Origin of the sequence: Pantoea rodasii (assembly GCF_002095465.1) — a bacterium.
Classification (GTDB): domain Bacteria; phylum Pseudomonadota; class Gammaproteobacteria; order Enterobacterales; family Enterobacteriaceae; genus Pantoea; species Pantoea rodasii.
Genome location: NZ_MLFP01000020.1, coordinates 52,838 through 75,476, shown reverse-complemented (window position 1 = coordinate 75,476; position 22,639 = coordinate 52,838). Strand labels below are relative to the sequence as shown.

Below are 22,639 nucleotides of genomic sequence, written 5' to 3'. Positions count from 1 at the left end.
TCAAAGCTACAAATGGTATGGGTTCATATAGATAAGGGCGGCTCGCCAGAATATGAAAGACCTGACTCTACGTTATTACGATACCGAAATGCGCTATCTGCGCGACGCCGCAAAAGAATTTGCCGAAACCCACCCTGACCGTGCCGCCATGCTCAACCTGGACCGGGCAGGCACGCCGGATCCTTTTGTGGAGCGCCTGCTTGAGGGATTTGCTTTTTCCGTAGGTCGGCTGCGCCAGAAGATTGATGATGACCTGCCGGAGCTGACCGAAGGGTTGGTCAGCATGCTCTGGCCGCATTACCTGCGCACTATCCCGTCACTGAGCATAGTGTCGCTCTCGCCTGACCTGCCGAAAATGAAAATGGCGGAGACCGCCCCCGCCGGGCTGGAGGTGTATTCCCGCCCCGTAGGCCCCAAAAAACTGTCTGCCACTACCGCACGACGAAGCCGGTTACGCTTAATCCACTTTCAATCTCGGGCGTGAAGATGGGCACCGAGCCGGACGGACGTTCTGTGCTGCGCCTGCGCATAGCCAGCAGCGGCCAGGCAGACTGGAGCCAGTGTGACCTGCGCCATCTCAGCCTGTGGCTGGGAGAAGACGTGCCCGTCGCGACCGCGCTGCATCAGAGGTTGACCCGTCGTCAGGCTGCGATGTATATCCGTCTGGCCGGACAGCAGGAACGCACCGCGCTAAGCGGCTGGTTCAGCCCGGGTGGATTTGGTGAGGACGACAGGCTGTGGCCAAAGGGTGACAGCGCCTTCAGCGGCTATCAGCTGCTGCTGGAGTACTTCACCTTCCCGGAGAAGTTTCGCTTTGTAAGCCTGAACGGACTGGAAAACATCCAGTTTCCGCCCGGGCTGGCCTGGTTTGATATCGAAGTAGTATTCAGTGAGGCGTGGGAGAGTGATTTGCCGGTGACCGATGCCTCCCTGCGACTGCACTGCGTGCCGGTGATTAACCTGTTCACGCTGGAAGCGGATCCGCTGACCGTAAACGGACTTGAGAGCGAATATCTGTTGCGCGCAAAGCGCCTGCAGGACGGACACACCGAAATTTACTCGGTGGATGCGGTCAGCGGTTCAGGGCTGACCGGTGCGGCTGAATACGTTCCTTTCACCAGCTTCCGGCACCGGGGCGGCATGATGCGACGCCACGCCCCCGAGCGATACTTCCACACCCGCGTGCGTCGGGGCGTCACCGGCCTGCATGATACCTGGCTTATCCTCGGCGGCCAGCAGTGGGAGGAGGGGCACGAACTTTCCCGCGATACGCTCTCGCTGCGCATCACCGGCACCAACGGCCAGCTTCCGCGTCGCGCGCTGCAGAGCACCCTGCTGGACCGCTGCGAACAGGTGTTGCAGACGCCGGTGACGGTGCGCAATCTGACTCGTCCGACGTTGCCTGCCTATCCACCCGCTGAAGACCGCTTTCACTGGCGGGTACTGAGCCACCTCGGTTCCGGTTTCATCAACATGATGAGCAGCGCGGAAGTGCTGCGCGGCACGCTGGCGCTATACAACTGGCAGGATGACGAACTCTGCAACCGCAGGCTGGATGCGATCCTTGACGTACAGCATCACCGCCTGCAGCGGTTTGAGTCGGGTTACCTGCTGCGCGGTCTCGACGTTGAGGTGACGCTCGACAGCAGCGGCTTTAGCGGTGACGGCGACATACACCTGTTTGGCGAGATGCTTAACCGCTTCCTGTCGCTTTACGCGGACATGAACCAGTTCATTCAGCTCTCCCTGATTATCCGGCCTGAAGGAAAATGCATCCGGTGGAAAGAGAATCACAGTCAGCGCCTGCCCGGCTAATCGCGCGGCTGGGCGACCGGCTGCCTTACATGAATTTTTACCGATTCTGTCAGCTGCTGGAAAGGAGCGACCCTGATGCACCCGTGCCGGGCAGCACCTGGCAGGTGCGGCATGAGCCGGTTCGCTTCCGGCCTCATCCCGGCATGGGCTTCCCGGCGGGGGAAATTCGTAGTGCGGAAGCGCCCGCTCATCCTTACCTGCCGCCTACAGTGCGCATTAATTTCATGGGGCTCTATGGCACCGAGTCTCCGCTCCCGACTCACTTTCTCGACGACATTACGCGGAAGCGAGAAGGGCATGAGGCTACACAGGATTTCCTGGATATTTTCAGCCACCGCCTGACAACGCAGTTTTACCGCATCTGGCGCAAATACACCTATCCTGCAACTTTCATCCCTGGCGGTGCTGATAACACATCTCAGTACCTGCTGGGGCTGGCGGGTTTGGGGATAAGCGGCTGCGCACAAAATATCGCAACGCCGGTCTCGCGTTTCCTGGCGTTGCTGCCGGTGATGCTGCTGCCCGGGCGAACTGCGGAAGGCGTTACCTCACTGGTGAGCCTGCTGGCACCGGACACAGGCGCGCAGGTCGTTCCCTGGGACCCCCGTCGTATTCCTCAGTCTTCCCTGCTGAATATGAGCACGCGCCACCCGGTCAGTCTGAAGCACCGCCCGGTGATGGGGACGCATGCCACCGACGTCAACGGTCAGGTGTTGCTGAGACTGTTAACCGATAACCGTGAGGAAGTCCAGGGCTGGCTCCCCGGCGGGCAACTGCACGGTGACCTGATGGCGCTGCTGCACGTCTACCTGGGGGCAAAGCTGGATGCGCGACTGGAACTCTGCGTTGACCGCGCACTGATGCCTGATGCGCAGCTGAGCTGCCGGACAGGCGCGGCAAAGCAACTGGGGCGTACTGCTGTGCTGCCTCTGACACAACCTTCGGGCTCCCACGAGTCTGATCTGATAACCATACAACTCGGTCGCTATCAACGCGTCCGGGTACAACCTTCAAGGACCGAAACCGATGAACAGGGCGACTACCGCTGGTAAAACGCTTATCTCTCTTATGCTGGCGTTGAGCGTCAGCGGCTGTGGTCTGACGCAGAAAGTATCAGAGGGCACCGTCTCCGTAACAAAATCCATTTTTTACAAACAAATACGCACGCTGCACCTCGATTTTCGCGCCCGTGAAGGGGCAAACCGTAACGCGCAGGGCGCAGCGCTCTCAACCGTGGTGCGCATATGGCAACTGGAGGACAGTAAAGCTTTTGACGCGTCAGATTATCCGTCATTGCTGGCTGCTGACAGTCAGGTACTGAAGGCGGACCTGTTGGCACAAAAGGACATCCGCTTACGCCCTGGCGAGTCAGTCAGTATCGATATGCCTATGGACGACAAGGCGGAGTTCGTGGCGGTGGCCGGGCTGTTCCTGTCGCCGGACACTCAGGATGATCAGTGGCGACTGCTACTGACCCGCAATGATCTCGATCCGGACAACGCGCGCGTGATTGAGCTGGGTGACGGTACCCTAACGCTGCTAGCGGAAAAGGCTAAGAGACCATAATGATGCCTTCACTTTACGAGATCCTTTACGGCAATTTTAGTGGCGGGCTGGAACTTGATGCCGTAAGCGAACGGGACCAGGTCATTCTCTCGGTGCTGGATAATCTGCAGCGCATCCTTAACACCCGCGCAGGCTCTATTGCTCACATCCCTGATTACGGTCTGCCGGATATGACCCGCATCCTGCAGGGGATGCCCGGTACAGCACATCAGCTGCTTTCCACCTTTTCAACTGTGCTGCTGAAGTACGAACCGCGCCTAAAGCGTATCGATGTAGCATTGCTGGAGCAAACGATGCCCGGCGAATTGCGCTATGCCATTGATGCCGAACTCACCGAAATCGGCCTGGTGCGCTACGGCACAGAATTCAAACCAGAGGGCAGAGTGCTGCTTCGTCATTTAAAGCAGCAGCAGTTAATCGGCAATGAATCGACGCGATAAACAAGGCAGGTTGTTGAATATGAATCAGGTGATCAAAACCGGAGCAGATCCGCGCACTTTACCCGGCTATGCCCAGTTGCGGGAAGAGATGAACAAGCTGACGCATCCCGCCCGGCCCGATGTTGATTGGGGCAAAGTGGAGACACTCACGCTGGGGTTGTTTGAACAAAATGGATTGGAGTTGCAGAGTGCGGCCTGGTTTACCCTCGCGCGTGCTCATAACACGGGTTTAAGCGGTCTGAACGAAGGTCTGAACTTGATTGATGCGTTGGTGGTGCATCAGTGGTCGGTTTTCTGGCCGCTGGCGATTGATGCGCGTGCCGATATCCTCAGCGTGATGTTTCGACGTCTGCAAAGTCTCTATCGTGGCTGGCAGCTGCAGGGCAGCGAAATGCTGACCCAACTGATAGAAACCGAGCGACTGCTGATATCCCTGCGTGAAGCGCTGTTACGTTTTGGCATCAGGGAATTTGCACAGGCCAACACGTTATTGCATCAGGTCAAACACTCAATGACACAGCTGCAAGAAAGTCTGCACTCGCCGGTGCAGCTTATTCCGGCAGCACCCAGCGGCGTACAGGACAGCCATCCGAGCCGCGTTTATGTTGTTTATCCCGATGCCGATGAGCCATCAGCGATGCGTGCAACCCCGTCATCATTCAAATCATTTTTGAGTGGTGCCTGTTGTGCAATGTTGGCCGGGGCATTGGTGCTTGCCTGCGGCAGTGTGTATCGCCACGCACATCAGCAGCAAGTTGCTGCGGCTCAAGCATTGGTAGAGCAACAGCGCAGAGAAAAACAAGCGATACCTTTGGAGCGGTTGGCAAGCTGGCACCGCGGTATGGCGCAGTTGGAAAATATGGCCGAGCAACTGAACAGTCTGGACAAAACCAAAGGCAAGTATCTGACGGTTAGTGAGTTGAAAACCGGCATATTTTCAGCGATGCAAGCCTTTAACGAACAGATACCGGTTGAAGAGCAACTGCGGCGCTACGCTCAAAGCGAGAATGATCAATTGAATGAGGAAACTCAGACAGGACTGCGGCTGAAGCAGATTATGTTTCGCTTTCAACTTTTGCAGCAGCAGAAAGCGCAGCCCACGCTGGACTGAATTAGCAACCACTCTAAATCAAAGTTGTCTTAGGTAGACGTCTGAAATCGTCATTTGGACGGTAAAACATATTGAATAACAAGGATAATAAAGATAAAAGTTGCACACTGCATCAACAGGCTGAACAGCGATATTGATAACCCTCCTGTCAACGGAGGGCTTTTTTTACTGTTTTCTGAACATAAAAAACCGCCTCAATCTTGCTTATCATGATGCAAAAGGGTGCCACTGCCATGGCAAGCAATCTGCATGGGTCACGATGCAAAAGTTAACTGAGTTTCACCGTTGGCGGAGAAGGGAATGAGCGCAAAAGTTTGGTTAGTGGATAATGAGTTGTCAGTGCGTGAATCGCTGGGTTTTGTGCTGAAAGCCATCGAATATGAAGTGGCTGATTTTGCTGATATCGCGTCGTTTGCTGTTGCAGTACACAGCGATGAGCCCTTGCGCGGTTGCTTGCTGGTGGACGTGCAAACCGCAGACGCAGAGGAACTTAACGTCATGGTGAGTTTAGCCGCTCGCCATACTTTGCTACCGATAGTGATCATGACCGATCAAGACAAGGTTGAGGCTTGTCGTCAGGCGTTTTCTCATGGGCTGTTTGCCATTTTCACTAAACCCCTGGAGATTGAACCGCTACTTGAGACTTTGCATCAAGCCATGCAGGAAAGTGAGAAACGCGCTCAGCCTTAGCGGGCGCGTTATGCACTGGACTTAATTAAGCGCGATATGCTCTCCGCGTACCCGCCTTGAAGCGGCAAAGCACAGCAGCGGCACCGGCAAGGTAAACAGCAGCAGCAACCACAGCAGCACGTACACTGCGTCTACGCCATCATTTTGCAGGTTGTTATACAGCTGAACCGGCATCCCTTGCGGGAAATAGGCGAAAATCATCACAATGCCGAACTCGCCCATTGCACGTACCCAAGCCAATGCGGTAGCGGAAGCCAATCCCGGCGCGGCCAGCGGAACCGACAAGCGCCAGAATCCCTGCCATGATGATGCCCCCAACGTGCGACCCGCATCCAATATATCCTGGGGCACGCCGGCAAAGGCCGATCGCGCGGTGGTGATAAAGTAGGGCAGTGCGCCATACCACTGCGCCAAAATAAAGGCGGCGGGATTGTTCACCAGCGTCCAGCCGATTTTCCCCAGCAGTTCGCCCGGGACGCTATAAGGGCCATAGGCACTCACCAGCAATATTCCCATGGCCAGCGGTGGCGTCAGCAACGGGATCATCACCAGCATTTCCACGATAAAGCGTGCACGGCCTTGTGCTTGCGACAGCCACCAAGCCACCGGTAAACCACTGACAAAAATCAGCAACAGCGCGATAGCCCCTAAACCGAGTGAAGTCTTAATGGCATTGCCATCACCCCAGGCAAGTTGCAAATGCTGCCAATGGGTGATGCCAATAAGCGTCACAAAGGGGACCGCCAGCAGCAACAGTGCTGGCAGCGATAGCCACAGCGCGGCAGTATGACCCTTTTTCATTATGGGTAAACAGCACCGCCTTTCGGCGCAGCATAGCCATTCTGTTTAAACAGCGCCTGACCCGGCTGGCTCAGCATAAAATCGATAAAAGCTTTACCCGCAGCGGCGCCATGGGGGGCATTTTTCAACACCGCGGCGTAATACACCATCGGCTGGGTATGCAACTCTTTGTCCTTGCCGGTGCTGTCTTTCACGCTGAAGCTGACAGTGTCATACCACTGTTTTGCCATGGCTGGATTACTCAGGTTAATCTCATCCGGCAGGGCCACATAAGGCAGGTGTGCCGAGATCACTTCGCTTTCATAGCCCGCAGCAGCATCCACCTGGCCGCTCTCCAGACGCGCCAGCAGGCCGCCTTCGAGATGAGTTTGAGCCGGATTCTGGTAGCCACCGAGGATTTTGTCGGCGATACCTGGCTGATGGTAATACTTCTCAGCCAGCAGCAGGGTAAAGATGATGTTCTGACCTTTCGGATCGTTGATAGGATCGGTGCGACCAAACTTAATGCCTGGCGTGGCCAGGACTTTTAACCAGCTGGCATCGGTGCCTTTGGCTTTTGCAAACTGCTCCGCAAATTTCCCTTTCGGGCTATACGCCACCACCATGCTGGTGCTCGCTACGGGCACGGCATTGTCGATCAATCCCGCATCCTTAAGAATCTGCATCGGGCCTGGTGTGATGGATACAAACACATCGGCGGTGATTTTCTTGCTCGCCAACAGACGCGCCATACCGTAAGCGCCCTGACCCTGACCTTCATATTTGCCATCGTTTTGTTTAGCAAAGGCTGGACCTAATGACTGGTCCATGACCTTACCCATCGAGCCGGCATAGGTGACACGAATATCAGTATTAGCTTGTGCCTGCAGGCTAAGTGCCGCCGCGGAAGTAAACAGCAGTGCTGTGAGGTGGTTAAGGCGCATTCCTTTTCTCGCTATATAATTAGGTAGATAACGATTATCGGAATTCATAGCGTCAGTGCAAGCTGAAATCTGTTGCGAAATATGGGGATAGCCCGCCGCAGCGGGCTGAAGGCGTCAGGCGAGGATGCGCTGCGCCCAGGATTCAATATCGTCACCGCTGCCAATATCCAACTGCACCAGGCCGTTAGTGATAAACGTCGGCGAGACGTGAATGCCGTTCTGACGTGAGTACTTACTGTGCCATTTGATCTCATTCTGCAGCTCAGCACGCAGGAAAGGCGCATGTGCGTCAACGCCGCTGTACTGCTGCAAACGCTCAAGAATTTGATTGGGCGTCGCGTCCATGTTGGGGCCATGGCTATGATCGGTGAATTCAAACTCCTCACGATGATCGGCAACCGCCTGCAACACTTTTTTCGCTGCGGCTTTGCCTTCCGGCAGCGTTGATGCCGCAAGGATATAACGCACAATCAGACCTGAATACATATGCCACGGTTGCGATTGCAGCCGAATCTTCAGCGTCATCTTATCTTCGCCCACCAAGGCCAGCAGCGCGTCGAGTTTGTTAAACGCACGCACCGAGTACGGGCAGGTGGGCTCCAGAAACACTTCGAATACTTTGGGACCCTGGCCCCAAATCAGTGGATCGGCGTGTAAAGCGGTGGTTTGACTCATATTCATTCCCTGTTGCGAGGTTAAACGTTGCTCTACTTTGGCAAAGCACGGCGGCGACAGCCAGCGTGGGATTATGCTTTTTTGTTACAAGGACATTCGGCTTGTGGGATACGACATTCAATAAAAATCGTTTTATAGATCCGCTAGCTACAAGAATGTCAGCTGTTCCACCGTTTGCTCAGAAAATAAACGGCTATAGTTATGCCAGCTTTGTTTCCTTTTTGTGCGGTCTGTGCCGTGCATTGTATTCATTTGCCTGGAGCCAATAGTTAAGCAACGAGGTTAAATGTGTTTGCCGAAATGTCCTGGAAAATCATCCATCAGGTTATCAATCAGACCATTGCGGAGATGGTGGATGAGCAGCAAACGCTGGATGTGTTAACCCTGCGTCGACGACTGCGCGAAATGGCGGAAAGTGAAACTGACGAAGCAATGGTGCTGTGTTATTGGCAGGCCAATAAAGTGCTGTCTCATTTACCATCCACCGTCACCGCCAGCCAACTGATTGATGCTGCTCGCCACGCCTTTCGCAGCCCACTCAATCACGATCCGCTTTAACCCTGAATGCTATTCTGACCTATCGCGGATAATCGATTGATTTATCGTCATAATCCTGGCGTACGCTCTGCTAGACTAGTGGGTCGAAAACGCTGAAACAGAGGACAGTAATGAAAATCAAAAGTTATGCCGCGATGAACGCAGGCGAAGCGCTGGTGCCTTTTGAGTATGAGGCCGGTCCGCTGGCAGCTGAAGAGGTACAGGTTGAGGTCGATTACTGTGGCGTGTGCCATTCCGATCTCTCGATGATTGATAACGAGTGGGGCATCTCGGCGTTCCCGGTGATTGCGGGTCACGAAGTGATTGGTCGCATCAGTGCACTGGGCGATGCCGCGCAAGATAAAGGCCTGAAAGTCGGTCAGCGCGTGGGCATTGGCTGGACGGCAAAAAGCTGCCAGCACTGTAATGCCTGCATCAATGGCGAGCAGGTTAACTGCGAAAACGGCTCAGTGCCGACCATCATGAACAAAGGCGGCTTCGCCAGCCATCTGCGTGCTGACTGGCAATGGGTCATCCCACTGCCAGAATCGATGGATATCACCACGGCAGGTCCGCTGCTGTGCGGCGGGATTACCGTGTTCAAACCGCTGCTGATGCACAATATCAATGCCACCAGCCGTGTGGGCGTGATTGGTATTGGTGGTCTGGGTCATATGGCGATCAAATTGTTGCGCGCGATGGGTGCCGAGGTGACAGCCTTTAGTTCCAACGCCAGCAAAACCGAATCCATCCTGGCGATGGGCGCCGATCGCGTAGTGAATAGCCGTGATCCACAGGCACTGAATGCGCTGGCAGGTCAGTTTGATCTGATCATCAGCACCGTTGCTGTTGATTTGGACTGGCAGCCGTACTTCCAGGCGCTGGCGCCGCACGGTAAATTCCACACCGTTGGTGCAGTGATGAAGCCGTTTGAAGTGCCGGCCTTCAGCCTGATCATGGGTGACCGCGCTGTTACCGGTTCATCAACCGGTTCACCAGGCCAGCTGCGTACGCTAATGAAGCTGGCATCACGCACTGACGTCTCACCGACGGTTGAAGCGTTCCCGATGTCGAAAATCAATGACGCGCTCGATCATGTTCGTGCCGGTAAAGCCAATTACCGCGTGGTACTGAAAGCGGATTTCTAATACTCGCTTAGGTACGACTCATAGCGGCGCGATGCTTTGCGCTTATCTGCAGCGGCAACCTCGCTGACGGATGCGCATTGAATGGCGCCGCTATCTTCCCCATCAATTGAATCTCATGTTTCAACAGCATCCTCCCGCCTAATAAACTGATTGTTCAGCATAAAATTGCCTGCCACTTTGCTAATCTGTTTTCCTCTCAAGCAAAATCCAGGGGACAGTGATGAAGATTTCCAGCTATGCCGCTCTGCAAGCGGGTGAGGCGTTGGTGCCTTTTGAATACGATGCCGGTCCGTTGGCAGCGGAAGACGTGCAGGTTGAAGTCGATTACTGCGGCGTATGCCATTCCGATCTGTCGATGATCGACAACGAATGGGGCGGTTCGCGCTATCCCTTGATTGCCGGTCATGAAGTGATTGGTCGCGTAGCGGCATTGGGTGATGCAGCCCAAAATAAAGGGCTTCACATCGGCCAACGAGTGGGTATCGGCTGGACGGCTAAAAGCTGCCAGCACTGCGATGCCTGTATTGCGGGCGATCAGGTTAACTGCCAGACCGGTAAAGTCTCCACCATCAACAATCACGGCGGTTTTGCCAGCCATCTGCGCGCCAACTGGCAGTGGGTGATTCCATTGCCGGAGTCGCTGGATTTGGCCTCAACGGGGCCGCTGCTGTGTGGCGGGATCACCGTGTTCAAACCTCTTTTGATGCATAACATTAATGCCACTAGTCGCGTAGGTGTGATTGGCATTGGCGGCTTAGGTCACATGGCGATCAAGCTGCTGCGTGCGATGGGCGCGGAAGTCACTGCATTTAGCTCCAACGCCAGCAAAACCGACTCGATTCTGGCGATGGGAGCCAATCGGGTGGTGAATAGCCGCGATGCGGCAGCTTTGAATGCATTAACCGGGCAGTTCGATCTGATCATCAGCACCGTAGCCGTGGATTTGGACTGGAAGCCGTACTATCAGGCACTGGCGCGGCAAGGCAAGTTCCACACGGTGGGCGCGGTGATGAAGCCGTTTGAGGTTCCGGCGTTCAGTTTGATTGTCGGCGACCGTGCGCTAACCGGATCTTCTACCGGTTCTCCCTCTCAATTGCGCGCGTTACTGAAGTTGGCCGTGCGCGTGGATATCGCACCTCAGGTTGAGGAGTTTCCGATGTCGCAGGTCAATGCCGCGTTAGAACACGTGAGAGCGGGTAAAGCCCATTACCGCGTGGTGCTGAAAGCGGACTTCTAAGTGGCGTGGACTCGGTTCGGTGCGCATCCCTGCGCACCCACCTTTATTTACCTTGTGGGTCACTCTCGCCAAGGAAGAAATACCATAACGGAATTGACATCAGTGCGGTGAAAACTGCGCTGTATAAGGCAATCATCATCCCCTGCGTGATGTACATCGAAAGCGACCAGTGGCTGAAAGGAATGCCGTACTGATCGATCACTCCACCAATCATGGCATTACTCATCACCGTGACGACAATCACTGCCAGAATGCACACGCCGCGCAGGAAGTAGCGCATCTCTTTGCGTTTCACCGCAAAGCGAGCGCGAATAATACCGAGCGGAGATTGCTGCGCCGCCATGATTTCGGCTTCAGTCATCGGGATGCGTTGTTGCTTACGCCAGCGCAGGATATCTATCACTAAGAACGCCAGCAAACTCGCGCCCATTACCGGCAGCGCATAGCCCAGCGCCAGCGCCACCATCACGCAGGTACCTTTGGTGTAATGCGGTATGGCAAGCCAGGTTTCGGTTAACGTCTGTGCCGGGCTGGCTTCTGCCTGCTGAGGACGACGGAGCCACCACATGCGGTAACCCAACACGATCATGCTGCACAAACCGAGCCCAAAGAACGCCAGCAGCAGCTGGTTAGGCAGGCCAAACAACACCCCCATATGCGCATCTACTCCCCAGCGCGTCAGTTTTGCCACCAGCGGGAATTGGGCAAAATAGACGTGATCAACAATCGAAAAATCTTGCGGGTTAACGGAGAGGGCATCTACGCGGGTTGGCCAACTGCGATCAATTTCCGTGACCGCCCAGGCTTTGTCGACACTCTTCGGCTGGCGCAATTCGAGCTTGCTGGCGCTCAATCCATCCTGGCGCGCCGCATGAAGCACGCGATCCCAATCGCTGTCAGGCTGGTTAGTAGGCAGCGGTTTCACGGATTGTGCCGTCGGTTTTGCCATTGCGGACATCGACATACCGGACATCGACATATCCGACATATCCATTTCTGGCATACCCGGCATTGCGTGATGATCAGCATGCGGATCGGCGGGTGCAGCGGGCGCTTCACGATTGAGTGCGGTGTTGACCTGCGGCGTCAGCCAGTTCAACTCAGTACGCCAGCGATCAATATTATTTCCCGCCCATTGCGACCAGGTTAAGCCGGTAACCGAAAAGAACACCAATCCCAGCACCAGCGTCAGACCCAGCGTGACATGCCAGTGTCGACTAAAGGCAAAGCCAGTTTTGGCCCGTTTCAGCTGGCGTTTCGGGCGTGTACCCAGCCACAGCAGCACACCGCCCAACGCGGCAACCCACAGCCAGGAAGCTGCAAGTTCGCTGTAGTTGCGACCAAAGTCACCCAGCAACAGGCTGCTGTGTAACAGATCGAGGGTGGTACGCAGCGGCAGCACGCCACTGGTGCCGTACACCGGCATATCGCCTTTCACTTTCAGGCTGTAAGGGTCGATAAACACCGCACGTGACTGTGAAGCACCCAGTGAGGCATCGCTGAACTGCACGCGGGTGGTGTCATTCGCACCCGGCGCTGGACGCACAGCATAGATATGCTGCTTTTCACCTGCGTAAGCACGTGCAGCACTGATCTGCGCAGAAAGGGGCTGTGCATTGCCGTTGGGTTGCACCGTTAACGCATCCGAATAGATGACGTTTTCCAGCTGTGGCGTCAGTACATATGACGTGCCGCTGAGCGCCGCCACGAATATGAACGGTGCGACAAACAGGCCAATATAAAAATGTAAGCGACGAAGTAAATTAAGCACCGCACCGCGCGGTGCTGCAGAGTGAGCAGCAGACAAAGCCGTCTTCCTTCCGGTTAGAGAATGCCGAGGCGCAAACAGGGTTGCACCGCTTGAAAATTAAATCAGCAGGAAAGAAAAACCGGGGGCGCGCGTGTTCGGTGTGTCGGGCTAAAGCGTCGTATCACCGGTGCCTGCCGTCGCGGCAGCGGTGGGGCGCGGGAAATCACCATGATGAGCCAGATGAAGGGGACAAACACCCACATCAGCAGCGGCACATGAACCAACAGGTCACAGTATCCGCAGGCGAATTCACCGTCATCCATCTTATGATGGTCCATGCCCGGCATTGCCATATCCATCATCATCTCGTGATGATGCATCGACATATCAGACGTCATACCGTGTGAAGGCATATCCATCATACGGTTTTGCCGTTCCATCAACGTCTTCGACACGATTGGCGCGACAAACAGCAGCAGCACCGCCACGATGGCGATACAAGCAGTCAGGCGTTGACGAAGTTGATGTGAAAAGGTCATGGTGGCGACGAAAAGATTCAGCAAAAGAGGCCGAAGTGTAACGCCATTGCCGCAGAAGGGTTAAAGAAACTCAGGCTAATTAAGAAAAAATTCGCACCTTTTGAAAAAAGTCACTTAACGCCCAGCATTTGTTAACCTTAGTGCAACCTGATGAGAACAGTACGGAAACATAAACACGGAGACGCGATGAAAATAGTGACGCTGGACGGTGACACGCTGCCGCAACCCCCTGCACGCCCGCAGTGGTGTACTGAGTGGCATTATCGAGGGACGACGTCACTCAGCGAAATTGTGCCTGCGCTGCGCGGTGCACAGATCGTCATAACGAACAAAGTGCCGCTGCGCGCTGAAACGCTGCGTCAGCTGCCGGATTTACGCTTCGTCTGTGTCGCGGCCACCGGTTACGACTGTATTGATCTGGAGGCCTGTCGCGAACGGGGCATTGTGGTCAGCAATGTGCCAGGCTACTCGACCCGCAGCGTATCGGAAGGCGTGATCGCCGCTCTGTTTGCCCTGCGCCGCCATCTGGTGGATTACGCCAACAGTACGCGCGCGCAATGGCCGGCATCGGCCCATTTTTGCGTGCATCGCCAGCCAATTCAGGACATTTTTGGTGCGACCTTAGGGATTGTCGGGAAAGGCGACATCGGCAGCGCGGTGGGTGCTATGGCAGAAGCGCTCGGCATGACGGTGCTGTATGCCGATCGCAAAGGCAGCACCACGCCACGTGCAGGTTATACCCCTTTTGAAGAGGTGCTGGCGCGCAGCGATGTTCTGACGCTGCATTGCCCGCTGACACCGCACACGCACCAGTTAATTAATTTGCAAGCATTGGCGCTCATGAAGCCATCCGTCTGGCTGATTAACACCGCGCGGGGTGGGTTGATCAATGAAACGGAACTGGCTCACGCGCTGCGCCAGGGGGTGATTGCTGGAGCGGCGCTGGATGTGCTCAGCAGTGAGCCGCCTGCTGCCGACCATCCACTGTTACAGCCCGATGTGCCCAACCTGCTCCTGACGCCGCACATCGCGTGGGCCAGCCAGCAGGGGGTGACTAATCTGCTGCGCGGCATCGAAGCCAATCTCGACGGATTTGCACAGGGCAATCCATCGCATGTGGTGAGCTAAGCGATTAAAAAATCGAGCGACCCAGTCGCTCGGTGAGCTTCTCTAGCAGCGCGGTGCCCGCCAGGGAGTTGCCGGAGTGATCAAGCGCTGGCGACCACACCGCGATACACATCTCACCGGGAATCACCGCGACGATGCCGCCGCCCACGCCCGACTTCGCGGGCATTCCTACTCGCCAGGCGAACTCGCCAGCACCGTCATACATGCCGCTGGTCATCATCAGGGCATTCACCTGACGCGACTGACGGGCTGAAATCACCGTCCACTTATCGTGCTGGCTGCGGCCTTGATTGGCGAGATAGAGGAAGGTGCGCGCCAGTTCTTCACAACTCATGGAGAGCGAGCAGTAGTGGAAATAGGTTTCCATCACTTTGCTGACATCATTGTGGAAATTGCCAAACGACTTCATTAGCCAGGCAATCGCGGCGTTACGTGCAGAATGCTCATATTCGGAGCGGGCAACAACACGGTCATAGTGAATATCGTTTTGCTGCGCCAGACGACGCACAATCTCCAGCATGCGCTGACGCGGCGCGGTCAAACGGCCTTCCAGTAAATCGCACATCACTAACGCACCGGCGTTGATAAACGGATTACGCGGCTTGCCCTGTTCCAGCTCCAGCTGTACTAGCGAGTTAAATGCCTGGCCGGAAGGTTCTTTGCCTACGCGCTGCCAGATTTCCTGCTCTTCATACAATGTCAGGGCGACGGTCAGCGACAACACCTTGGAGATTGATTGAATGGAAAAGCGCGTAGAAGCATCACCGGCCTGAAAGTGCTGACCATCGGGCGTGACAATCGCGATGCCGAGCTGATCGGCGTCGACACCGGCCAGTGCGGGAATGTAGTCCGCCACTTTGCCCTGACGTGTTAACGGGCGAACTTCCGCCACGATTTCTTCCAGCAATGCATTAGTCAGTTCAGACACCACAGGCTCCAGTGTGAGTAATTAGCAGGGTGTACCCGCAGACGGCGAGAATGCCACGGGTAACGATGGCGCGGATCATGGTGATTTGTCATTGATGCGTCAACGGGCGCCGTAAAATTCTGTGAGCCTTCCGGGTGAAGCCTGCGTTACAGTGCATAAATCCAGCAAAAACATCAGGCTCACATCATGTTAACGAATCTTTTGCGTGATTTTCCGTCAGCGGCGCAAAGCGGTAGCGCTGAAACCTTCGAAGCGCTGCTGCCACAACCCAATGTACTGATTGAACGTATTGTTTCAACCGGACAGGCCAGTCCGCCCGATTTTTGGTACTGCCAGACGCAAGGTGAATGGGTGATGATTTTACAGGGATCGGCTGGATTGCAGTTGGAAGGCGAAAGCGAAGAGCGCACACTGTTAACCGGCGATTTCATCAATATTCCGGCGGGCTGCCGCCATCGTGTTAACTGGACCGACAGCCAGGGCCCGACGGTATGGCTAGCGGTGCATTATGGTGATCTGCCCAGCCAACCGTAAAATTCTGTTGCTAATGATTGCGTTACGCTAGCGCCAGCTTTGGCTATGCTGACGGCTTTTCGTCGCGGGAAGTGCGGCGCTGATGTTACTGAGGATCTGCATGTCTGTTTCGCAAAATGCCACTCAGCCTGAGAACGCGATGCGCGCCGGGCGCTTTATGCTGTTGCAAAAACTGTTGCGCCGTGACAAAACCCCCGTGGCGTTGTTGTTGCTCGCCGCACTGGTCGGCGTGCTCACAGGTTTAGTCGGTGTTGCTTTTGACCGCGCGGTGAATTTCATTCTGCATCTGCGATTGAACTGGCTGGAAAGCGCCATTACTCATCCGCTATTAAAAGTCGCTGGCGCGTTTCTGGTCGCCGCGCTGTTGGGGGCCATCGGCTACTATCTGGTGCGGCGATTTGCCCCAGAAGCCGGCGGTTCGGGTATTCCTGAAATTGAAGGCGCGCTTGAAGAACTGCGCCCGGTTCGCTGGTGGCGCGTGCTGCCGGTGAAGTTTATCGGCGGCATGGGGGCGCTGGGATCGGGTATGGTGCTGGGGCGCGAAGGCCCAACCGTGCAGATCGGCGGCAATATCGGCGGCATGTGTCTGGATCTGTTCCGCGTTAAATCCTCTGAATCTCGTCACACCTTAATCGCCACCGGGGCAGCAGCGGGTTTATCGGCGGCTTTCAATGCGCCACTGGCGGGCATCCTGTTCATTATTGAAGAGATGCGTCCGCAATTTCGCTACAGCCTGATCTCGATAAAAGCGGTGTTTGTCGGTGTGATCGTCTCCAGCATCGTGTTTCGTTTGTGCAACGGCAATGAAGCCATCATCAACATTGGCCAGTTACGTGATGCGCCTACCAACACGCTTTGGCTGTACCTGCTGCTCGGCATCCTGTTTGGCGGCTGTGGCGTGGCGTTTAATCGCCTGATCTTCCTTGCACAGGATCAGTTTCAACGTTTGCATAAAGGTCGCATTGCTTCCTGGGTAATGTGGGGCAGTGTGCTGGCGGGTTTGTGTGGCGTGCTCGGGTTGTATCTGCCAGCGGCGGTGAGCGGCGGTATCACGCTGATTCCCGATTTCTCTGCGGGAAGTTACAGCGCTCTGGCGCTATTCGGTCTGTTCGCTCTGCGCACGTTGGTCACGATCTGCTGCTTCTCTTCAGGCGCGCCGGGCGGAATCTTTGCGCCGATGCTCACGTTGGGCACTTTGCTGGGCACCTGTTTTGGTCAGCTGTGCATTCACTGGTTCCCGGGTTATGAATTGGAGGCCGCGACTTTTGCCGTGGCTGGCATGGGCGCACTGTTTGCCGCCTCGGTACGTGCGCCCTTAACCGGCATCGTGCTGGTGCTGGAAATGACCAACAACTATCAGCTGATTCTGCCGATGATCATCACCTGTTTAGGCGCAACGCTTGCCGCGCAATTTTTCGGCGGCAAACCGCTCTACTCCTCGATTCTGGCGCGCACGCTGGCCAAGGCTCAGCTCAGCGCTCACGCCAGCACAAAGACACACTAAGGGCGTTTGCCCACGCTGTGCGTCAGCGTGGTCCAGCGCCGCGCCTGTTCACTCAAGCTGAAACCCAGGCCGTGGCGATCGGAGATCAACATGCGGCCATCGCGAAGTTCCAGCTGTTCATTGAACAGCGGGTTGAGCCACTCAAAATGCTCCAGCCAGGGTTCGATGGGATAGGCGGCTGCGAGATGAATATGGATCTCCATCGCGAAGTGCGGTGCCAGTTTACGCCCGTGGCGCGCCGCCAAATCCATAATCTGCAGGAACGGCGTAATGCCGCCGACGCGTGGCGCATCCGGCTGAACAAAGTCGCTGGCGTTGCCGAGAATGAGCTGCTCATGTTCGCGGAAGCTGGTGAGCATCTCACCGGTGGCAATCGGCGTATCCAGCGCGGCAGTCAGCGCGGCGTGGCCTTCCACGTCATAAGCATCCAGCGGTTCTTCAATCCACACCAGATTGAACTGTTCCATCTTGCGGCCCATGCGAATCGCCGTTTCGCGATCCCATTGCTGGTTCGCATCCACCATGAGCGGGAAGTCATCTCCCAGCGTTTGACGCACAGCGGTGAGACGTCGCAAATCTTCAGCGGTATTAGGCTGGCCGACTTTGAGTTTGATGCCGCCAATGCCGTTCTCACGCGAGATCGCCACGTTTTTGATCACCTGATCTAGCGGCGTATGCAGGAATCCGCCTGAAGTGTTGTAGCACTGCACCGAATCGCGGTGTGCTCCCAGCAGTTTTGCCAGTGGCAACTGCGCGCGACGCGCTTTCATATCCCATAACGCAATATCGAACGGTGAAATCGCCTGCACCGCCATGCCACTGCGGCCCACTGACGCGCCTGCCCACAGTAGTTTGGTGTAAATCTTATCGATATCATTGGGATCTTCACCGATCAGCGCATCGGCAATTTCACAGGCATGCGCATAAATTCCCTGGCCGCCCGCACGTTTAGAATAGCTGAAGCCGATGCCCTGGAAACCGTCACGGGTTTCAATCTCGGCCACGATGATCGCCACTTCCGTCAACGGCTTCTGGCGCCCGGTCAGCACTTTGGCATCGCTAACTGGCGTGGCCAGCGGCAAAAATGCCAATGACAGATTGACCCACACGATGCGATCACCGCTTTCAGTGGCGTTGCCAACGGATTGAGTTTTGGCATAGCTAACGGCACTGGAATTCACACTCGACATGATGCTCTCCTGTTAAATGATTGCGCTAACATTCTTGTGCTGGAACAGACTATGCGCCAATAAGCATGATCATTTATGCCTCAGCGATCACAAAAACCATGACTGAAAGTTAAAAATGATAGCACTAACATTAATGCCGTTATGCAGTGGATTTACGCTAATGGCCTGCTATGCTAGCGCTATCTTTCTGCATCCTGAGCCGCCATGAAACAACGAAATCCTGAGCGCAAAACTGCACCCACGCTGGAAGATGTCGCCCGCGTTGCGGGAATCTCGCCCATGACGGTGAGCCGTGCGTTAAATTCTCCCGAGCAGGTGAGACCGGCGACGGTGGCGAAAGTGAAATCGGCTATCGTTGCGACGGGCTACATTCCCAACGCCCAGGCAGGCAGTCTGGCGAGCAATCGCAGTCGTCTGATCGCTGTGGTGGTGCCGCAAATCAATAACAACATGTTTGTCGACACCATCCAGAGCCTAAATGACAGCTTGAGCGCGCGCGGTTACCACATGCTGCTGTGCGTCACCGGTTATGAAACCGAAACGGAAGCGGAAACGGTGGCAACCCTGCTGTCCCGCCGCCCGGATGGTATTGTGCTGACCGGCATCCATCACAGCGCCCAACTGAAAAAGGTATTGTTGCAGGCGAATGTGCCGGTGGTGGAGATCTGGGATATGACACCCACGCCGATCGATATGCTGGTGGGCTTTTCCCATGAAAAAATCGGTGCGCGCGTAGCGGAATACCTTGCCGAACGCGGTTATAAAAAGCCGGGATTGATCTGGACCGATGACCGCCGCGCACTGCAACGTAAGCAAGGCTTGCAGGATGCGCTGATGACATTGGACATCAAACCGATCGCCGACGTGACGGTTCAGTTACCCGCGTTAATGGCGCGAGGCCGCGAGGCCTGCACCCAGTTGCTGGATCATCACCCTGATGTTGATGTGCTGGTATGCAGTTCAGATACGCTGGCGCAGGGCGCATTGATGGCGGCGCAATCGCGCGGTATTCACATTCCACAACAGCTGGCGGTGATAGGATTTGGTGATCTCGATTTCGCTGCGGCGAATTTCCCCTCCATCTCCACGGTGCGCATTGATCGCCAGCGTATGGGTGAGCTGGCTGCTGAGCAACTGATGAAACGATTGCACAATCAAATGGTAGAAAATCCGATTATTGATATGGGATTCACCATGCTGCCGCGAGATTCTGGCTAACCTCAGCTGAACTGCGATCCTCATCACGTGCGAAAAAAATATTCCATGTTATAAAAAGTGGAAAATTAATTTCACCTTGAGAGGATCCTATTCATGTCCGCACTGCCTTCTTTAGAGACCCTGCTGCAGCAAGAAGCTGAGCACCGTTTACCGCAGTTTGATTTCGATTTGGCGTGGCAAATCGGCCAGAGCCTGCGCGAACGAGGCCGTGAAATGAACGCGCCGATTGCTATCGAAGTGTATGCTTTTGGACAGGTTTTATTCCTTGCTGCGCTGCCTGGTTCCGCCCCCGATAATCTCGAGTGGATGCGGCGTAAACGCAACACCGTGTTGCTGACCGGCCATTCTTCCCTGTACATGGGGTTCTTTAATGAGCAGAAGGGCGAGCGCATGGCGCAACAGCGCAATATACGTCAGGAAGATTACACCGATCACGGTGGCTCTTTCCCATTGCTCAGTCCGCAGGGTGCGATCATCGGCGCAGTCAGCATCAGTGGTTTACCTTCTGAAGACGATCATGCGTTAGCGCTGTGGGCAATTAACCAGCTGCTGCATTAAATCCCGCCAGTCAGGCCAGCGCGCTGTACTTCCCGCATTGGCTGCCCGATAATTCGTCTTTATACGAACAATTAAGGGCAGTGGATGTTGGACAATCACCCGCAGTGCAATGAGATTCGGTTGGAACAGGTGCTGGCAGCGCTCGGCAATCCAATGCGCATGAGCGTCGTCAGCATTCTGGCCGATGGTGGTGAACATACCTGTGGATCGCTGCTGAAAGGCGTCTCAAAATCCACTTTAACCCATCACTGGCGAGTCCTGCGTGACAGTGGGGTGATTTGGCAGAAACCTTCAGGTCGCGAAAATTTGCTGTCGTTGCGTCGTGCCGATCTTAACGCCCGCTTCCCCGGCTTGCTGGATGCGTTCTTACATGCCACCGCACAGGATGCGTTAACGCGCGACACCGTGACGGATTTTCACGGCGACGCGCCTTAATCCGATTTAACCTGTAATAAATAGCCCGTTTGCGCATCACCTCGAATATAGGCAAATCCGGGTTCACCAAAATGCATTCCCGCCACCAGGATATTGTCTTTTAATACACGCTCAACAATCGTTTTGCGCGTGGCTTCCGCCAATGCCGGGTCATGATCAAAGGAGATGGAAACTTCTGGTCGGGCTAATTGGATATGGGGGTAGTGCACAATATCGCCCCAGATCAGTAAACGCTCATCGCAAGAGTGAATCAGATACCCCGTATGGCCTGGCGTGTGCCCCGGCAAAGGGATGGCGCGGATATCAGGATTAATATCTTCTTGTTCAAATAAATATAACGCGGGTTGATACGCGTCCAACGTGCGGCGCACCAACAGTGCATTTCTCTGCGTGCGCTCGCTGGTTGTTTTCAGCCATTCGTCATCCAGCCAAAATGCCGCTTCAGTCTGAGATAAATAGAGTGTTGCATTAACGAAGGCCGCTTGCCCCGTAGGATTCAGCAAGCCGCCTATGTGGTCGGGATGGCCGTGGGTCAGCAGAACGGTATCAATGTCGGCAGGCTGAACACCCAGCTTAAGCAGGTTGCGTTGCAGTTCACCCCCAATATGGTTGATGGCGCCCATACCGCTATCAATCAGTATCGTGCGGCCCTCGCCACGGATTAAATAGCTATAAATATGAATATCACCCGGTGAGGCAATACCGGATTGCGACTGAATCTGTTCAGCTGTCGCCATATCAATGCCTGACAACAATGCCAGACTGGCATTCATTGTTCCGTCACTGATTGCCGTGACCTGATAGTTGCCCACTCGTTGAGTAGAGAAGTGATGACTCACAAACACCGCCTTAAATCATTAACTGGAGAGAATAAAACGCCGACCATTCATTGACCTGCAAGCACGATGAAAATATTGCAGTGAACTGAGTGATGTGACTATCATCATTTTCGACTGAGTTGAGACCGAAATAGCTGTGGACATCAAATTACTGCGATCTTTCGCCACCGTGGCGCTGCTGGAACATGTCGGTCAGGCGGCGGAAAAGCTGCATATCTCGGCATCCCCGCTGAGCAGGCAAATCCAGCAACTCGAGAATGAGTTAGGCGTCACGCTGTTTCATCGGGAAAAAAAACGACTGCGGTTGACGGAAGCAGGGCGAAAATTTCTGGATGAGGTCACGCCTTTTCTGCAACACCATGCGCGTCTCACCGATTACGGTCACAGCCTGACGCAGGCTGAAAGTGTGCGTCTGGATATTGGTTATGTTGAGGCGGCGATTCACTCACGCATACTGCCAAACGCGATTGCCCGGATTGATCCGCAAAGTGGTATCGCTATTCATCTGCATGCGATGCGGTCAAAACAGCAACGCGAACTGCTTGAAGAAAGGGCGCTGGATGTGGCGCTGCTGCATACGCCTCCCGAGAAAGGCGTTCTGTTTTCGCAGAAAAAAGTGCTGACGGAACCGGTCTTGCTAGCCATGCCAAAAGCTCAAGCCATCGCTGCACCCACACCCGCTGATCTACAAAAACAGCGCTGGATAGCCGATCATGCGCATCTCAATCCCGCCGCTCGCGCACGTTTACTGGCGGCATGTGAACAAGCCGGTTTCCAGCCGGGCATCACGTTAGAAGTAAACGGACCGCTGGCTGCCCTGGCCTGCGTGGAAGCGGGGCTGGGTTTTACGTTCATTCAGCAAAGTCTGGCGATTAGCGTGCCTGACACCGTTTCGCTGGTGATGCTGCCGTGGTTACCGCTTGAGATCACGTTATATGCCGTGTGGCGGAAGGACGATGCGAGGCCATTGATTCACGATTTTTTAAAAGCGATAAATCTGGCGGAAGAGTCGCTGTTGTAATTGCAACTGTCCTGCGACACCTGTTGCTGCATTTGCAGCCACATTAAAAAAG

Annotated in this window: 23 protein-coding genes and 1 pseudogene; 16 read left to right on the top strand and 8 right to left on the bottom strand. The window is 55.1% G+C overall.

Going from position 1 to position 22,639, the window contains the following annotated elements; all coding sequences use genetic code 11:
- Window positions 1-52 precede the first annotated feature (52 nt).
- The 6 genes and pseudogenes from tssF (at window position 53) to HA45_RS20070 (ending at window position 5,622) form a co-directional block, all read left to right on the top strand.
- Window positions 53-1,815 (top strand): annotated as a pseudogene (tssF, locus tag HA45_RS20095) (type VI secretion system baseplate subunit TssF).
- The gene (gene tssG, locus HA45_RS20090) at window positions 1,770-2,867 is read left to right on the top strand and encodes a type VI secretion system baseplate subunit TssG (protein WP_100699803.1); all 1,098 of its coding nucleotides are present in this window, start codon (window positions 1,770-1,772) and stop codon (window positions 2,865-2,867) included. Before tssF ends, tssG begins: the two are co-directional and overlap by 46 nt.
- Window positions 2,842-3,381, top strand: a complete 540-nt coding sequence (gene tssJ, locus HA45_RS20085) for a type VI secretion system lipoprotein TssJ (RefSeq protein WP_100699802.1) — start codon at window positions 2,842-2,844, stop codon at window positions 3,379-3,381. Before tssG ends, tssJ begins: the two co-directional genes overlap by 26 nt.
- The gene (tssE, locus tag HA45_RS20080) at window positions 3,381-3,821 is read left to right on the top strand and encodes a type VI secretion system baseplate subunit TssE (protein WP_100699801.1); all 441 of its coding nucleotides are present in this window, start codon (window positions 3,381-3,383) and stop codon (window positions 3,819-3,821) included. The genes tssJ and tssE overlap by 1 nt, the downstream gene beginning before the upstream one ends.
- A gap of 19 nt (window positions 3,822-3,840) precedes the next feature.
- Complete coding sequence (locus HA45_RS20075) at window positions 3,841-4,932, top strand: VasL domain-containing protein (protein WP_158087324.1); 1,092 nt, start codon at window positions 3,841-3,843, stop codon at window positions 4,930-4,932.
- A gap of 300 nt (window positions 4,933-5,232) precedes the next feature.
- On the top strand, window positions 5,233-5,622 hold the full coding sequence (locus tag HA45_RS20070; RefSeq protein ID WP_100699799.1) for a response regulator: 390 nt from the start codon (window positions 5,233-5,235) through the stop codon (window positions 5,620-5,622).
- A gap of 21 nt (window positions 5,623-5,643) precedes the next feature.
- Here the strand turns inward: HA45_RS20070 and HA45_RS20065 are convergent, their stop codons facing one another.
- From HA45_RS20065 to HA45_RS20055, 3 genes are all read right to left on the bottom strand, one after another.
- Window positions 5,644-6,423, bottom strand: a complete 780-nt coding sequence (locus tag HA45_RS20065) for a molybdate ABC transporter permease subunit (RefSeq protein ID WP_100699798.1) — start codon at window positions 6,421-6,423, stop codon at window positions 5,644-5,646.
- Window positions 6,423-7,346, bottom strand: coding sequence for an extracellular solute-binding protein (locus HA45_RS20060; RefSeq protein WP_100699797.1), 924 nt, complete (start codon window positions 7,344-7,346; stop codon window positions 6,423-6,425). Before HA45_RS20060 ends, HA45_RS20065 begins: the two co-directional genes overlap by 1 nt.
- Window positions 7,347-7,460: 114 nt before the next feature.
- The gene (locus HA45_RS20055; RefSeq protein ID WP_100699796.1) at window positions 7,461-8,021 is read right to left on the bottom strand and encodes a DsbA family protein; all 561 of its coding nucleotides are present in this window, start codon (window positions 8,019-8,021) and stop codon (window positions 7,461-7,463) included.
- 300 nt (window positions 8,022-8,321) lie between these two features.
- Between HA45_RS20055 and HA45_RS20050 the strand changes: the two genes are divergently transcribed.
- The 3 genes from HA45_RS20050 to ahr (HA45_RS20040) all read left to right on the top strand — a co-directional run bounded on the left by HA45_RS20050 (window position 8,322) and on the right by ahr (HA45_RS20040) (window position 10,943).
- Complete coding sequence (locus HA45_RS20050; RefSeq protein WP_420849001.1) at window positions 8,322-8,579, top strand: hypothetical protein; 258 nt, start codon at window positions 8,322-8,324, stop codon at window positions 8,577-8,579.
- Window positions 8,580-8,689: 110 nt separating this feature from the next.
- Window positions 8,690-9,706 (top strand): NADPH-dependent aldehyde reductase Ahr, encoded by a 1,017-nt coding sequence (ahr, locus tag HA45_RS20045; RefSeq protein ID WP_100699794.1) that lies wholly within the window; start codon window positions 8,690-8,692, stop codon window positions 9,704-9,706.
- 217 nt (window positions 9,707-9,923) lie between these two features.
- A complete protein-coding gene (ahr, locus tag HA45_RS20040) occupies window positions 9,924-10,943 on the top strand; it encodes an NADPH-dependent aldehyde reductase Ahr (protein WP_240629161.1) in 1,020 nt (339 codons plus the stop codon).
- Between the two features lie 43 nt (window positions 10,944-10,986).
- Here the strand turns inward: ahr (HA45_RS20040) and HA45_RS20035 are convergent, their stop codons facing one another.
- Both HA45_RS20035 and HA45_RS20030 read right to left on the bottom strand, forming a co-directional pair.
- Complete coding sequence (locus HA45_RS20035) at window positions 10,987-12,750, bottom strand: DUF2534 family protein (RefSeq protein ID WP_100699792.1); 1,764 nt, start codon at window positions 12,748-12,750, stop codon at window positions 10,987-10,989.
- 65 nt (window positions 12,751-12,815) lie between these two features.
- Window positions 12,816-13,232 carry a DUF2946 domain-containing protein gene (locus HA45_RS20030; protein WP_100699816.1) on the bottom strand — a complete coding sequence of 139 codons (417 nt, stop codon included), beginning with the start codon at window positions 13,230-13,232 and terminating at the stop codon, window positions 12,816-12,818.
- A 186-nt stretch (window positions 13,233-13,418) separates the two neighbouring features.
- Between HA45_RS20030 and HA45_RS20025 the strand changes: the two genes are divergently transcribed.
- Complete coding sequence (locus HA45_RS20025) at window positions 13,419-14,360, top strand: D-2-hydroxyacid dehydrogenase (RefSeq protein WP_100699791.1); 942 nt, start codon at window positions 13,419-13,421, stop codon at window positions 14,358-14,360.
- Window positions 14,361-14,364: 4 nt separating this feature from the next.
- Here the strand turns inward: HA45_RS20025 and glsB are convergent, their stop codons facing one another.
- Window positions 14,365-15,291, bottom strand: a complete 927-nt coding sequence (glsB, locus tag HA45_RS20020) for a glutaminase B (protein ID WP_100699790.1) — start codon at window positions 15,289-15,291, stop codon at window positions 14,365-14,367.
- 183 nt (window positions 15,292-15,474) lie between these two features.
- On the opposite strand from glsB, the gene HA45_RS20015 reads away from it, so the two are divergent.
- Both HA45_RS20015 and clcA read left to right on the top strand, forming a co-directional pair.
- On the top strand, window positions 15,475-15,822 hold the full coding sequence (locus tag HA45_RS20015) for a cupin domain-containing protein (protein ID WP_100699789.1): 348 nt from the start codon (window positions 15,475-15,477) through the stop codon (window positions 15,820-15,822).
- 100 nt (window positions 15,823-15,922) lie between these two features.
- Entirely contained in the window at window positions 15,923-17,326 is a 1,404-nt protein-coding gene (gene clcA, locus HA45_RS20010) for a H(+)/Cl(-) exchange transporter ClcA (RefSeq protein ID WP_100699788.1), read from the top strand.
- Here clcA and HA45_RS20005 read toward each other — a convergent pair.
- Window positions 17,323-18,519 (bottom strand): L-talarate/galactarate dehydratase, encoded by a 1,197-nt coding sequence (locus HA45_RS20005; protein WP_100699787.1) that lies wholly within the window; start codon window positions 18,517-18,519, stop codon window positions 17,323-17,325. The genes clcA and HA45_RS20005 overlap by 4 nt on opposite strands.
- 201 nt (window positions 18,520-18,720) lie before the next feature.
- Here HA45_RS20005 and HA45_RS20000 point away from each other — a divergent pair, with 201 nt between their 5' ends.
- The 3 genes from HA45_RS20000 to HA45_RS19990 all read left to right on the top strand — a co-directional run bounded on the left by HA45_RS20000 (window position 18,721) and on the right by HA45_RS19990 (window position 20,727).
- A complete protein-coding gene (locus HA45_RS20000; RefSeq protein WP_100699786.1) occupies window positions 18,721-19,734 on the top strand; it encodes a LacI family DNA-binding transcriptional regulator in 1,014 nt (337 codons plus the stop codon).
- A gap of 93 nt (window positions 19,735-19,827) precedes the next feature.
- A complete protein-coding gene (locus HA45_RS19995; protein WP_100699785.1) occupies window positions 19,828-20,292 on the top strand; it encodes a heme-degrading domain-containing protein in 465 nt (154 codons plus the stop codon).
- 84 nt (window positions 20,293-20,376) lie between these two features.
- Entirely contained in the window at window positions 20,377-20,727 is a 351-nt protein-coding gene (locus HA45_RS19990; protein WP_100699784.1) for an ArsR/SmtB family transcription factor, read from the top strand.
- Here the strand turns inward: HA45_RS19990 and HA45_RS19985 are convergent.
- The gene (locus HA45_RS19985) at window positions 20,724-21,566 is read right to left on the bottom strand and encodes an MBL fold metallo-hydrolase (RefSeq protein ID WP_240629160.1); all 843 of its coding nucleotides are present in this window, start codon (window positions 21,564-21,566) and stop codon (window positions 20,724-20,726) included. The two genes, HA45_RS19990 and HA45_RS19985, sit on opposite strands and share 4 nt — an antisense overlap.
- Before the next feature lie 136 nt (window positions 21,567-21,702).
- Between HA45_RS19985 and HA45_RS19980 the strand changes: the two genes are divergently transcribed.
- Window positions 21,703-22,587 carry a LysR family transcriptional regulator gene (locus HA45_RS19980; protein ID WP_100699782.1) on the top strand — a complete coding sequence of 295 codons (885 nt, stop codon included), beginning with the start codon at window positions 21,703-21,705 and terminating at the stop codon, window positions 22,585-22,587.
- The last annotated feature ends 52 nt before the right edge of the window (window positions 22,588-22,639 follow it).